General features: G+C 42.5%; 14 protein-coding genes. 12 read left to right on the forward strand and 2 right to left on the reverse strand.

What is annotated here, in order from left to right; genetic code table 11:
* Nucleotides 1–8: 8 nt before the first annotated feature.
* The 7 genes from DBR32_RS01015 (at nt 9) to DBR32_RS01045 (ending at nt 5254) form a co-directional block, all read left to right on the forward strand.
* A complete protein-coding gene (locus tag DBR32_RS01015; RefSeq protein WP_124634427.1) occupies nt 9–584 on the forward strand; it encodes a Crp/Fnr family transcriptional regulator in 576 nt (191 codons plus the stop codon).
* 58 nt (nt 585–642) lie between these two features.
* The gene (locus DBR32_RS01020; RefSeq protein WP_124634428.1) at nt 643–1524 is read left to right on the forward strand and encodes a DMT family transporter; all 882 of its coding nucleotides are present in this window, start codon (nt 643–645) and stop codon (nt 1522–1524) included.
* Nucleotides 1525–1559: 35 nt separating this feature from the next.
* Complete coding sequence (locus DBR32_RS01025; RefSeq protein ID WP_124634429.1) at nt 1560–1979, forward strand: DUF1801 domain-containing protein; 420 nt, start codon at nt 1560–1562, stop codon at nt 1977–1979.
* A 134-nt stretch (nt 1980–2113) separates the two neighbouring features.
* The gene (locus tag DBR32_RS01030; protein ID WP_199724277.1) at nt 2114–2563 is read left to right on the forward strand and encodes a GyrI-like domain-containing protein; all 450 of its coding nucleotides are present in this window, start codon (nt 2114–2116) and stop codon (nt 2561–2563) included.
* A gap of 3 nt (nt 2564–2566) precedes the next feature.
* A complete protein-coding gene (locus tag DBR32_RS01035) occupies nt 2567–2920 on the forward strand; it encodes a DUF1801 domain-containing protein (protein WP_124634431.1) in 354 nt (117 codons plus the stop codon).
* Nucleotides 2921–3287: 367 nt separating this feature from the next.
* Entirely contained in the window at nt 3288–3962 is a 675-nt protein-coding gene (locus DBR32_RS01040; protein ID WP_124634432.1) for a response regulator transcription factor, read from the forward strand.
* Nucleotides 3959–5254 (forward strand): HAMP domain-containing sensor histidine kinase, encoded by a 1296-nt coding sequence (locus DBR32_RS01045; RefSeq protein WP_124634433.1) that lies wholly within the window; start codon nt 3959–3961, stop codon nt 5252–5254. The genes DBR32_RS01040 and DBR32_RS01045 overlap by 4 nt, the downstream gene beginning before the upstream one ends.
* A 69-nt stretch (nt 5255–5323) precedes the next feature.
* Here the strand turns inward: DBR32_RS01045 and DBR32_RS01050 are convergent, their stop codons facing one another.
* Together DBR32_RS01050 and msrB are read right to left on the reverse strand one after the other, a co-directional pair.
* Entirely contained in the window at nt 5324–5896 is a 573-nt protein-coding gene (locus DBR32_RS01050) for a fasciclin domain-containing protein (RefSeq protein WP_124634434.1), read from the reverse strand.
* 109 nt (nt 5897–6005) lie between these two features.
* On the reverse strand, nt 6006–6530 hold the full coding sequence (msrB, locus tag DBR32_RS01055; protein WP_124634435.1) for a peptide-methionine (R)-S-oxide reductase MsrB: 525 nt from the start codon (nt 6528–6530) through the stop codon (nt 6006–6008).
* 116 nt (nt 6531–6646) lie between these two features.
* Between msrB and DBR32_RS01060 the strand changes: the two genes are divergently transcribed.
* From DBR32_RS01060 to DBR32_RS01080, 5 genes are all read left to right on the forward strand, one after another.
* Entirely contained in the window at nt 6647–7222 is a 576-nt protein-coding gene (locus DBR32_RS01060; RefSeq protein ID WP_124634436.1) for an RNA polymerase sigma factor, read from the forward strand.
* 5 nt (nt 7223–7227) lie between these two features.
* Complete coding sequence (locus tag DBR32_RS01065; RefSeq protein ID WP_124634437.1) at nt 7228–8091, forward strand: anti-sigma factor domain-containing protein; 864 nt, start codon at nt 7228–7230, stop codon at nt 8089–8091.
* Nucleotides 8092–8229: 138 nt separating this feature from the next.
* Nucleotides 8230–10656: an outer membrane beta-barrel family protein gene (locus DBR32_RS01070; protein WP_124634438.1), complete on the forward strand. Its 2427-nt coding sequence runs from the start codon at nt 8230–8232 to the stop codon at nt 10654–10656.
* A 162-nt stretch (nt 10657–10818) separates the two neighbouring features.
* Nucleotides 10819–11217, forward strand: a complete 399-nt coding sequence (locus tag DBR32_RS01075) for a Fur family transcriptional regulator (RefSeq protein ID WP_124634439.1) — start codon at nt 10819–10821, stop codon at nt 11215–11217.
* A 104-nt stretch (nt 11218–11321) separates the two neighbouring features.
* Entirely contained in the window at nt 11322–13301 is a 1980-nt protein-coding gene (locus DBR32_RS01080) for a heavy metal translocating P-type ATPase (protein WP_124634440.1), read from the forward strand.
* Nucleotides 13302–13389 lie beyond the last annotated feature (88 nt).

The raw sequence follows: 13389 nt of genomic DNA on the forward strand, positions 1-13389 counted from the left end.
GTATGCATATGACAAGGCTATTAACAGACATGGATGCTTATCATCCCTTAACGGCAGATTGTAAGCAGGCACTCATTCCCTTATTCCAACAAAAGACCATTGCCAAAAATGAGCTACTGCTCACTATTGGCACGGTTCCCAAGTGGTATTACTATATTGAAAAGGGACTGTTTGCCTATTACTACCTTGCAGACAACGGGGATATGATCATCAAAAGATTTTTTGCAGAACATAATTTCATGTCTTCCACAGCCGCTCTAATCCAACAGGAGCCCGGTTTATTTGCAATCGTTGCTTTGGAAGATGCCCGTTATATCCAATTTTCGGCAGCGCCTTTCAGGGCTTTGTTTGAACAATATCATGACCTGGCACTCTTCCATATTAATTATCTAGAAAAAAACTGGATCGTTGAAAAAGAGCATTTAGAAATCACATTGAAATATGAAACGGCAAAGGAGCGTTATGTACAATTCTTAAATACCCAAGCCAACATAATTCCGAGGCTGAAACAGCACCATATTGCTTCTTTTCTCGGCATCACCCCAACACAGCTGAGCCGGATCAAAAAATCATTATTACTTTAATTCCCTCAACATATGTATAGGGTGCATTGCGGTTATTTGCCGAATTTTGCATCCATAAATGAAAACGAATCTAAAAGGCGTGGTCCTTGTCCTGCTCGGCGCCATCAGCTATGGCATCCTCGCAACCATCGTTAAATATGCCAACCATAAGGGTATACCGGTAAGCGTATTAACCTTCCTGCAATCCCTGATCGGCGTATTATTCCTGATGGCATATGCTTATGCAAAACAAAAAAAGCAAGCCCATCATCTACCCTTAACCCATCGTGCCCGCTTAAAGCTTCTTTTATTTGGCACTTCCCTGGGCATTACCAGCTCACTATATTATTTATCCATACAATACATTCCCGTATCATTAGGCATTGTACTGTTAATGCAATCCATCTGGATGAGCCTCCTACTGGAATACATCCTGTATCGAAAACCTATAGGCAAGCTCAAAATCATCGGTGCGCTGACGACAATAGCCGGCACCATTCTTGCGACGAATATTTTGTTTCAGGAAACCGCATTGGCCTGGAAAGGTATTGCGCTGGGTTTGGGTGCTGCCCTTTCTTATACTATTTCGCTATATGCCTCCAGTACCATAGAAAAGACGCAGCCCAGCCATATCAGAAGCCTCTATCTTGTATCCGGTAGCCTGTTGGCGGTTATGATGTTCTGGAACAGTGCCATTATCAGCGATTTCACCACATTACGCGCTTTGCCCTGGGGCCTGTTACTGGCTGTTTTCGGCACCATACTCCCCCCACTCCTTTTTACTAAAGGCATTCCTATGATCGGTATTGGTTTGGGCGGCATCCTGATCGCGGTAGAAATACCCGTATCGGTGCTTTCTGCACATTTAGTACTGGGAGAACACGTGGCTTTAATGCAATGGACGGGTATCGGGCTGATTCTCTTCTCAGTTATCATGGTGAATAAACCCAAAACAAAATAAAAAGCTTATGTTTATGTATCCTTTTTACAAAACGTATGGCCCTGTCAAAACACATACATAATCCGGAAAGCGTAACTGCGTTTATCCAAAATTTAGCCCCTGAATTTGCCCTGCTGATTACAGCGGTAAGACAAACGATTTTAAATGCTGATCCCCGTATTGGGGAACATATAAAATGGAATGCACCGAGTTTCTTTTATATAGGAGCACTCCCCGCCTTCGATGCTAAAACATACCAAAGAGATTTATTGGTCATTCATACCCAAAAGGATATAGCCTTACTAATTTTCCCAACGGGCGACCGCATACCGGATAGCAGGGGCATACTGGAAGGAAATTATACCGATGGACGCAGAATGATCACCATACATAATATGCAGGAGCTGCAGGAAAAAGCAAAAGACCTGCAAGCCCTTATACAACTATGGATTCAAGAAATAACTGCCAAGCTTTAATCTCAAAAGCATCAGCATACCTTTGCAATGATCAGAATAAAGGCTACCTCTAAATATGGGGGTACAAGATACTACTGACATAGGGTTGTCATCTGTCCATGTTATTTTTGATCCTTATCTAAACTATAAAGTATATGCACATTCCTTCTTTTTTTATTATCGGTATTAGTATCAAAACCAGCAATGAAAACCAACAGGCCGCACAGGACATTCCGGCCTTGTGGCAACGTTTTATGAGCGAGGGGCTCGCCGCCAAAATTCCCAATAAGATCAGCGAAGACCTTTATTGTATCTATACAGACTATGAAAAAGATTATACCCGACCTTATACAACAGTACTCGGTTGTAAAGTATCTTCTTTAGACCAAATACCGGAGGGAATGACGGGATATTTAATTCCGGAAGCGACTTACCAACTGTTTACGGCAAAGGGAAAACTGGCCGACCAAATTGTGTTTCATAAATGGTCCGAAATATGGAATTCGGGGATGGAGCGCAAGTACACGGCCGATTTTGAGGTTTATGGCGCAGCAGCACAAAATCCCGAAGCAGCCGTAGTCGATATTTACCTTTCTATTCCCTAAATTATGAATGCAGCCGATCAGTTTTTCGCCCGGCAAGAGGAGCCCGTCAAAAGTTGCTTGGTAGCATTGAGGGCCATCATCCTGGACCAGGATCCCGGCATTAAGGCTTCCTGGAAATATGGCATGCCTTTTTTCTGCTACCGGGAAAAAATGTTTTGCTATTTATGGATCCATAAGAAATACAAAAAACCTTATTTAGGCATTGTAGAAGGGCATCGTATCCAGCATCCTGAACTGCTTATGGAGCAGCGATCCAGAATGAAGATCATGTTATTTGATCCGGAACGCGACCTTCCGCTGGATACGATCAAAGAAATACTGCAAGCAGCTTTATTATTCTATAAGACAGTAAAATAGCCCTCAAAAGCACAGCTAACCAAAGCGGAGCCCCTAACAGGCTCCGCTTTTAGCAAGTTATCATCGCCATCCGAATACCGCCCCTATCACGCCGCCTCTTTACTTTTCCGGCAAGACTTTCTGATAGCCATATTATTCAGTATGAAATCTGCCTATACACACCTATTTTTTTCGTCAAGGGTTTATACAGCCTTGATTTTTTAGCGGCACCTTTTACATCAAGGCAAAAGGTAGCAATACCAATAAATGGAAATCAAAAAAACAAAGAAACTCATTGTTTCCAAAAAGCCGGTAAGCAATTTATTTTAAAAACAGGACTTCCCATATAATACTAAATTAATTCAAAATTGGCTTTTACATTTGTATCATGAAAATCCTGATTATAGAAGACGAGCCGGATTTGGCGCAAAGTATTGCCGAGTATCTCTCCGATGCTCAGTATTTGTGTGAACTGGCGTCCACTTTTAAGCAGGCCTTGGACAAAATAGAAACTTATGAATATGATTGCATCCTGTTGGACGTGATGTTGCCGGATGGCAATGGCATCAAACTGCTGGAACTATTGAAACAGGAGCAAAAGCAGGAAGGGGTTATCATCATTTCGGCCAAAGATGCTTTGGAAGATAAAATAAAAGGATTAGAGATCGGTGCCGACGACTACCTCACTAAACCCTTTCATCTTTCAGAATTAGCGGCCCGCGTGTATTCTATCATCAGAAGGAAACAATTCGGGAATCATAATATCATACAACAACAGGAACTGAGTATAGATCTGCGGGCGAAGACCGTTTCGGTACACGATCAGCATGTGGTACTCACCAAAAAAGAATTTGATCTGCTGGTCTATTTTATCGGGAACAAAAACAGGGTGATTTCCAAAAGTACGCTTGCGGAGCACCTTTCCGGCGACTTTGCCGATATGCTCGATAACCATGATTTTGTATATGCACATATTAAGAACCTCAAAAAGAAACTCAACGAGGCGCATTGCAGCCCTTATCTGAAAACAATTTACGGCACAGGATATAAATGGGAAGCATGAAAAACCTATTACAAAAATCACTAAAGCCTTTTATTATCTACGCCTTGCTTGTGCTGGCGGCAAGCGTTCCGGTATACTACCTGCTGGTCGATAATATCTGGCAAAAAGAATTGGATGAGCATAACCAAATTGTAGCCGCCAGAACTGCTTATCAGCTCAACCAGCTTCAACTGAATCAGAAAGAACTGGACAGCAGTATCGTATTATGGAACCGGATGCAACCGGAGACTTCCTTACAAAAGGCCGAGGAACATACTCCACTAAAGGATAGCAGCTACACGCTTACCCGAATGAATACATACACGCCGGCACATGTAGCTGATCGTTTCAGAGGCCTGCGAAAAAATATCAAGGTCAATGGAACATCTTATATACTAACTATAGAAACGAATATTGAAGAAACAGAGGAGACTGTTCTCGTGATTGCGCTCGCGACCCTGCTTTTTTTTATTGTGCTGGTGGTGGGTTTGGTGATCCTGAACAGAAGGTTATCCCAAAAATTATGGCAGCCTTTTCAGTCTACCTTAAAACAATTGAAATCATTCCGCCTGCACCAACAGCAATCAATCCATTTCGAAACTTCGGATACCCTTGAGTTTGAACAATTGAACGAAGCCTTGAGCAAACTGATCCATAATAATATTGCGGCATATGCCATACAAAAAGAATTTACCGAAAATGCCGCACATGAATTACAAACGCCTTTAGCCATCATCAAAAACAAGCTGGATTTGCTGTTACAAAAGGATGCCCTCACGGATCGGCAATACCAGATTATAGAAGACCTCAACAAATCGCTGAGCCGGATTTCCAGGATTAATAAAAACTTATTGCTGCTGGCAAAAATAGAGAACCAGCAATTTGATGCCACACAAGAGGTGAATATTAGTGCACTTATTGAGCAAAGTATTAAGGTATTGGGAGAACATATCGAACATAAAGGCCTGGAGATCGATCAAAACATAGGAACCGATATACAAGTCAAAGGCAATATAACCCTGGTAGAATTACTGATTCAAAATTTATTGCTCAATGCCATCCGGCATACCCCCGCACAGGGCCACATCAGAATAGTACTCCACGCGCAACAATTAATATTTACCAACAGTGGCACCAACGCACTAGATTCCGCTAAATTATTCCAAAGATTTACCCGACAAAGCAACGACACGGGCGGCACAGGTTTAGGACTGGCCATTATTGAGCAGATCTGCCAGTTTCATGGCTGGACGGTACACTACGCATTCCAGAACGGAACGCACACCTTTAGCGTAGATTTTAGCAAAAGATAAGGCATAAAAAAGCCCGGTAAGACTACCGGGCTTTATAAACTTACACTAAAAATGAATACCCAAGATTACTTAAGGCATCAAAACTTTATCAATCACGTGAATCACTCCATTAGACTGGTTCACATCTGCAATCGTTACTTTGGCATCATTACCTTTTGAATCTCTTACATACAGGTTTTTACCTTTAGTCCAGAACGTCAGTTCTTCTCCCTGTACGGTTTTCATCATGGCTTTACCACCGCCTTTTTTTACCGCATCCCAAACCATTTGCGCACTATATTTGCCCGGTATTACGTGATACGTAAGAATCTGGGTCAACTGAGCTTTATTTTCCGGTTTTACCAAAGTCTCTACCGTTCCTTTGGGTAATTTGTTAAATGCTTCATTTGTCGGTGCAAACACGGTGAAGGGACCTGCAGAAGCCAGGGTCTCTACTAATCCTGCCGCTTTTACTGCCGCAACCAATGTTGTATGGTCTTTAGAGTTTACAGCATTCTCTACAATATTTTTTGAGGGATACATAGGTGCACCACCTACCATTACTGTTTTTTCTGCACTCATTTTTTGAGCATTTACATTTCCAGCGAATAAAAAGCTGAACGTCAGCATGCTTAAGGCGATTACTTTTGATGTTGTTGTCATTGTTGTTGAATTTAGTAAGATGAATAATTAATTTATTATGTGTTGAATCGTTTGCAATCATTTACGAAGCCTGCTTCTTTTTGGATTTATTTTTCAAAAAAATCTCGATTTATTTTTGCGTATCGGGTTCAAAATCCAGCGAAATAGAGTTCATACAAAAACGTTTTCCGGTTGGTTTCGGTCCATCATCGAAGATGTGCCCCAGGTGTGCATCACAGCGGCCACACAATACTTCTGTACGGGTCATGCTATGCGAATTATCTTCTTTATAAAGTACACTGTTCGCACGAAGTGGCTCATAAAAAGAAGGCCAGCCACAAGTCGTGGAAAATTTTGCCGTCGAGCGGAATAAAGGATTGCCGCAGGCGGCACAATAATAGGTGCCCTTTACATCGTATTCATAATATTTTCCGGTGAAGGCAAATTCTGTTTCTCCCTCCCGGGCAACGGCATATAATTCGGGCGATAATACTTTCTTCCATTCTGCATTTGTAACGGTAAGTCTTTTCGTATCCGTTCTGGAATAATAAGGATTTTGTTTCTGAGTAGATTGCGCCTTTCCGCTACAAGCGGTAGCTCCCAATAAAAGGACTGTCATTAAAGCGGCACCTATATATTCAACTGGCTTTTTCATTGTCTCTAGTTTGTTGTTTTCCCTGTCATTTACGAAAAGTTTGATAAAATGGTTTGATAAAAAACTTTTTTGTCCGCTTTATTTTTATATTTTTGTGAGACACAGCAAAAAACTTTTTGAATCCAGTTATAAAACTTTCCGAAGAAGAGCTTATCTCTTTATTACAACATAAAGACGAAAAGGCGTTTAATTATCTTTACGATAATTACTCGGGGGCGATCTATGGATTGATTTTAAGAATTGTTATTTCTAAAGAATATGCAGAAGAAGTAATTCAGGATGTGTTCATGAAAGTGTGGAAGAATATTGGCCAGTATGATGTTTCGAAAGGAAGATTATACACCTGGATGATTAATATCTCCAGGAATACCGCTATTGATTACCTGAAATCCAAAAGCTATCAGAATGAACAAAAAAACCAATCGCTTTCAAATTTCGTAAATGAAGACGGTTCCCAGTTCGAGAATAGTCATATTGACGACATTGGGATGAAACGTGCAGACCTTATAGGAATGAAAAGCATTGTGTACAGTTTGAAGAGAGAGTGGCAGGAGCTGATAGAATTAGCTTATTATCAAGGATTCACCCAAATCGAAATTGCAGACAAATTAAGCATTCCTATAGGAACGGTTAAAACCCGTACCCGGAATGCATTATTAGCTTTAAAAGAATTATTAAAAGATTACCAGTAAATAAATTGGATATACAATCATACATATCGTCCGGCATTATTGAAGCTTATGTCATGGGGCTCGCTACAGAAGAAGAGATTCAGATTCTGGAGTGTGTTCAGAAAAACAGTGCTGCAGTAAAACAGGCCATTATGGAAGCCCAGGAAACCCTAGCAGGTTTTGCTGAGCAAGAAGCGATTGCGCCCCCAACTCATTTAAAGGCAGCTATCTGGGCAAAAATTCAAGAAGAAGAAGAAAGAGAAGAAACAGCAGCACCTGAAAATAAAATACCTCTTATCGCTGAGATCCCGGTTGTGGAACCAACACCGACAAGAGAAAATACTGTTTTTGTACCAAATCATGCGCCGGTTCAAAGGGCCAATAAAGTGCCTTTTAAAACAATCGCTGCAGCCGCTTCTATATTATTTATCGTGAGTGCGGGTGGTTTAGTGTACCTGAATCAGGAGCAACAAAAGACGCAAAAACAATTGACGGCTTTACAGCAGGAACAGCAACAATCCCAACTTGCTTATAACAACTTGCAGAAAAAATGGGACATGAGCAGCAATCCGGAGATGAAAACCATAGCCCTTACCGGTGTGGAAAAACATCCGGGGATGAAAGCCATGGTATACCTGGATCATAAAACCAATCAGGCTTATCTGAGTGTAGAAAACCTGCCTCCGGCACCGAAAGACCAGCAATACCAGTTATGGGCTATTGTAGATGGCAAACCGGTAGATGCCGGGATGTATGATCCGCGATCTGACGGTTCTGTACAAAAAATGTATGCCGTAGCAAATGCACAGGCTTTTGCGATTACCCTCGAAAAAAGCGGTGGCAGCCCAAGCCCAACCATGGAAAACATGTATGTAATGGGTAAAATTTAGATCATTTTTCATAATCCATAAGAAAGACCGGACTTGCTTTTGCAATGCCGGTCTTTTTGTATGCCCGGAACTATCACTTCAGAATTTCTTCTAAATCGCTACGGAGCTTTGCATTATCATAATACAATCAACAGCATCATGCAAAAGAACCATTTGACACGGGCACTAACCTTTTTTTTCAGCCTCACATTCCTTTTTGTGACCCAAACTTATGCCCAGCAAAAGTCTGTAACCTTATCCGGGCTGGTGAAAGATAAAGCAACTAAAGAAAACCTGCCCTATGTAAATGTAGTCCTCAAAGCTGCAAAAGACAGCACCTTCATTACCGGTACCGTAACTAATGAAGAAGGCCGCTTTTCCCTTAACAGTATTCCTCCTGAAAACTATATTCTGGAAACTGCCTATCTGGGCTACACGCCACAGTACACTCCGCTGTATGTAGGCAATCTTTCTGAGTTCCTCGATATCGCCCACATTGAATTAACGCCCCTCAGTACGACTTTAACAGATGTAGTCGTTACGGTCCGGCAAGATGATCTCAGTGCAAAATTGGATAAAAAGACATTTTCAATAGCCGATAACATCAGTCAGGCCGGAGGCTCCGTATTACAATCGATGCAAAACCTTCCCGGTATTACCGTACAGGAGGGTAAAGTACAACTGCGCGGCAATGATAAAGTCACGGTACTGATCGATGGCAAACAAACCGCCATGACCGGTTTTGGCAGCCAGACGGGTTTGGATAATATACCGGCATCGGCGATCGACAAAATAGAGATCATCAACAACCCTTCCGCTAAATATGATGCAAATGGCAATGCAGGGATTATTAACATCATCATGAAAAAGGAAAAACAAGAAGGGTTTAATGGTAAGATCGGCTTTACCGGCGGACTGGGGTCGCTTTGGCAACGCAGAAGCAACCTACCGGGCATTCGTCCGCAATACCAATTTACCCCAAAACTAAACCCATCCTTATCTTTTAATTACCGAAAAAATAAGATCAATGTTTTTTTCCAGGCAGATAATCTGTACAACCAAAGCCTGAATAAAAATGAGTTTGTCACCCGAACTTATGATGACGGCAGCATTATACAACAACAAACCAAACGCAACCGGAACACAAATTACCTCACCGCTAAAGCAGGGCTGGACTGGTATCTGAATGCCCGCAATACGCTCACGGTATCCACCATGTTTGGCAGTGAAAAGATCATAGATCGTGGTGATGAACCTTTCTTTAATGCAGACCTTAGCCAAAGAAAAAGACTATGGCAGTTTCTGGAAGATGAATTAAAAACCACGGTGATGGCAACTGCCGTTTACCAGCACAAATTCAAGCAACCGGGCCATGTCGTGAACGCCGGGATCAATTATACTTTTCACCGCGAGAATGAGCAATACTTTTTTGACAATATTATGCCCACCTATACCGGAAAAGATGCCTTCAAATTACTTTCAGATGAGCATGTAGCCGATTTGAATCTTGATTATATAAAACCCCTGGCTTACGGACGGCTCGAAGGTGGGTTCAAATTCAGATACCGGACTATTCCAACCAATATGTTGTTTATCCCGGGACGGAACTCCCCACTGGATACCAATGCCGGCGGATGGGCAAAATATACCGAAACGATCCCTACCGTATATGGAAACTATATTTTTGAAAACCCTAAAATAGAAGCTGAGATCGGCCTACGCATAGAATATGTGGGCTTACAATATGATGTTAACCCGGGCCACAACACCTATAAAAGTGATGGCTATCATTACACCCAGCCTTTTCCTAACCTACGCTTCGCTTATAAATTTGATGAACACAACAGGCTTTCCTTCTTCTACAACCGCAGGGTAGATCGTCCGAATGAGGTGGATATCCGTATTTTTCCAAAATATGATGATGCCGAGATCATTAAAGTGGGCAATCCGGCCTTGAGACCCCAATTCACGAATAGCCTGGAATTGGGTTATAAAAACGGTAGTCACGACGGTTATGTTTATGCGGCATTATACCACCGGATGGCTTTAGGTACCATTACGCGTATTGCCAGTACCGTTCCGGGCAGCGAATTGATTTATGCGATCTTCCAGAATGCCGGCAAAAGTTATAATACAGGAATAGAAGCTATTTGGGATCAAAAAATAGCCAAAGCCTATCGCTTCAATTTGAATGCCACGGTCTATCGAAACCAGATTGATGCCTTCACGGTAAGCAATCTGTATCCGGTACCCAATTCCTTTACGGCAGCACAACAAGAAATTATTTCTGGCAATGTAAAGCTCAATAATATGTTTCAGTTAGGTAAGAATCTTAAAGCTCAGCTGACAGCCGTATACTGGGCTCCGGATATTATCCCTCAGGGAAAAATGTATGCCCGGTTTTCTATCGATATGGGTATACAGCAGCAAATTCAAAAAGGCAAAGGCAGTATATTTATCAATGCAAGTGATCTCCTGAATACAATGGTCAGTAAAAAGCGTATTTACGGCAATGGCTTTCAGTACCTCAGTACAGACTATTATGAAACACAGGTATTTCGTATAGGCTACAACTATAAATTTTAATCACTTTAGATGTTGCCCTCAACAGAGCAGCATCTAAAGCCTTAATAAGTACAAAAGCGCCTCGTCTTTTGTATCTTTGTGTTATCCGATTTATTCCCTGGCATACATACCGAACAGACAAATTAAGACAAGGTGAAAAACGAGCAATGCGAACAAATTTTGATGCGTAAAAAAATTACGCCTACTGCCATGCGTATCCTTACGCTGGAGTTTTTACTGGAACAATCTGCAGCCGTATCCCTTACAGATATTGAAAATCACTTCTTCCGGTCGGACAGGATTACGCTGTACCGAACCCTCAAAACCTTTGAACAAAAAGGACTGATCCATAGTATACAGGAAACCAATACGACTAAATATTCTTTATGTAAAGACAGCTGCGGAGAAGGTACGCATAACGACAATCACCTGCACTTTTATTGTGTTCAATGTAAGGAGACTGTGTGCCTGGAACACGTAGACCTTTCTCCTGTCATGCTCCCCCCGAATTTCGAAGTACAGCAAATCCGTTTTTTTGCCAAAGGTGTTTGTAATAAATGCAGCCGCCAAACAATGCAATAGGATTGCAGTCCTACCGCTTTATCTTTGTATTCTAAATCAGGAACAATTTTCCAAACATCAGAAATATTGCTTCTTATCATAAACATTAAAGAATACAAAACGATATGAGCCATACGCATCAAACAGCCGATCACTGCTGCGCCACAGCAGAAAAAACAGGACACAAACCGGCCGGCACCGCACATAATGAAGAAGACGGGCACGATCATTCCGCCACAAGCGACAGTACCTTAAAACTGTTTACCCCCGCAATTATCTCCTTAGCCCTTTTATTACTCGCGATCGCTTTGGACAACTGGATGCCGCAATCCTGGTTTAAAGGCTGGATACGCATCGTATGGTATATTGCCGCTTATGCGCCCGTAGGTATTCCGGTACTTAAAGAAGCCGTACAGAGCATTGCAAAAGGTGCCGTTTTTTCTGAATTCCTGCTCATGTCGATTGCAACAATTGGTGCCTTTGCCATCGGCGAATATCCCGAAGCGGTGGCCGTTATGTTATTTTATGCGGTAGGCGAGGTCTTCCAGACTTTAGCGGTGAGCCGGGCGAAAGCTAATATTAAATCCTTACTGGATCAAAGACCAGATGAAGTAACGATTATTACAAACGGACAAACGCAAACGATCAAGGCAGAAAGCGCACCCATAGGCGCCATTATCCAGCTGAAACCCGGAGAAAAGCTGGGCTTGGATGGCACCTTACTATCCGAAACGGCTTCTTTTAACACTGCCGCCTTAACTGGAGAGAGCAAACCGGACACCAAAACAAAAGGGGCAACGGTTTTAGCCGGGATGATTAACCTTAATACAGTGGCTCAGGTAAGCGTGACAACTGCCTATACCGATAGTAAACTCAGCAAGATCTTAACGTTGGTGCAAAATGCCACAGCACAAAAAGCCCCCACAGAACTATTCATCAGAAAATTCGCCCGGATATACACGCCTATTGTAGTCGTGCTGGCCATTCTGATCTGTATATTACCCATGCTCTTTGTTTCCGATTATCAATTCAGAGACTGGCTGTACCGTGCTTTAGTCTTCCTGGTGATCTCCTGCCCCTGCGCCCTTGTAATCTCCATTCCCCTGGGCTATTTCGGAGGCATTGGTGCGGCCAGCAAAAACGGTATTTTATTTAAGGGCAGCAATTTCCTCGATATTATGGCCGGTATACAGCATGTCGTAATGGACAAAACCGGTACCCTCACAGAAGGTGTCTTTCAGGTACAGGAAGTAATCCTGCAACCAGGCGTAGACCGGGATTCGATCCTACAAATGGTGAATGCCTTGGAAAATAATAGTACCCATCCGGTAGCAACCGCAATTCATCAATTTGTAGGTGCCGTTGATCCAGCGATTACCTTAAGTGAGGTTGAAGAAATTGCCGGTCATGGCCTGAAAGCAAGTGTAGGCGGTAAAGAACTGCTGGTGGGTAATTTCAAACTGATGGATAAGTTTTCCATACCCTACCCTATAGATCCTGCTACAATTGTGTATACCGTGATTGCCATTGCCTATGATCATAAATTTGCCGGTTACCTGACCATTGCCGACAGCATTAAAACAGATGCACAGGTTGCTATTGATAAGCTTAAAGCCTTAAACGTACACACCACCATGTTGAGTGGTGATAAAAACACCGTGGTACAATATGTAGCCCGCTCCTTAAGCATCGACAATGCTTTTGGCGATCTCCTGCCCGAAGACAAAGTCGATAAAGTAAAGGCTTTGAAAGCTAATGGTCAGACCGTCGCTTTCGTAGGCGACGGGGTTAATGATGCTCCGGTAGTGGCCCTCAGTGATGCCGGCATTGCGATGGGTGGCCTGGGCAGCGATGCAACCATCGAAACGGCCGATGTGGTGATCCAGGATGACAGACCGGAAAAAATCCCCATGGCTATCCATATCGGAAAGCAAACTAAAAAGATTGTCTGGCAAAATATTACCCTGGCTTTTGCCGTCAAAGCGGTCGTACTCGTTTTAGGTGCCGGTGGCTTGGCAACCATGTGGGAAGCGGTGTTTGCAGATGTAGGTGTTGCTTTGCTCGCCATTTTAAATGCAGTACGGATACAAAGCATGCGCTTTTAAATAATAAGCAAAAGCTTGTGTTTACCATGCTCCTGCTATAAAAATTGTAATTTTGCCCTTTAAGCGATTCCGGTCAATTATTGCAATC

It is taken from the genome of Taibaiella sp. KBW10 (assembly GCF_003852495.1).
GTDB lineage: Bacteria > Bacteroidota > Bacteroidia > Chitinophagales > Chitinophagaceae > Edaphocola.

Excerpts from the sequence above, each read along its gene's own strand:
- DBR32_RS01080 (WP_124634440.1), top strand. The coding sequence starts at position 11,322 with ATGAGCCATACGCATCAAACAGCCGATCACTGCTGCGCCACAGCAGAA.
- DBR32_RS01045 (WP_124634433.1), top strand. The coding sequence starts at position 3,959 with ATGAAAAACCTATTACAAAAATCACTAAAGCCTTTTATTATCTACGCC.
- DBR32_RS01075 (WP_124634439.1), top strand. The coding sequence starts at position 10,819 with ATGCGTAAAAAAATTACGCCTACTGCCATGCGTATCCTTACGCTGGAG.
- DBR32_RS01015 (WP_124634427.1), top strand. The coding sequence starts at position 9 with ATGACAAGGCTATTAACAGACATGGATGCTTATCATCCCTTAACGGCA.
- DBR32_RS01030 (WP_199724277.1), top strand. The coding sequence starts at position 2,114 with ATGCACATTCCTTCTTTTTTTATTATCGGTATTAGTATCAAAACCAGC.
- DBR32_RS01020 (WP_124634428.1), top strand. The coding sequence starts at position 643 with ATGAAAACGAATCTAAAAGGCGTGGTCCTTGTCCTGCTCGGCGCCATC.
- DBR32_RS01050 (WP_124634434.1), bottom strand. The coding sequence starts at position 5,896 with ATGACAACAACATCAAAAGTAATCGCCTTAAGCATGCTGACGTTCAGC.
- DBR32_RS01025 (WP_124634429.1), top strand. The coding sequence starts at position 1,560 with ATGGCCCTGTCAAAACACATACATAATCCGGAAAGCGTAACTGCGTTT.
- msrB (WP_124634435.1), bottom strand. The coding sequence starts at position 6,530 with ATGAAAAAGCCAGTTGAATATATAGGTGCCGCTTTAATGACAGTCCTT.
- DBR32_RS01040 (WP_124634432.1), top strand. The coding sequence starts at position 3,288 with ATGAAAATCCTGATTATAGAAGACGAGCCGGATTTGGCGCAAAGTATT.
- DBR32_RS01070 (WP_124634438.1), top strand. The coding sequence starts at position 8,230 with ATGCAAAAGAACCATTTGACACGGGCACTAACCTTTTTTTTCAGCCTC.
- DBR32_RS01035 (WP_124634431.1), top strand. The coding sequence starts at position 2,567 with ATGAATGCAGCCGATCAGTTTTTCGCCCGGCAAGAGGAGCCCGTCAAA.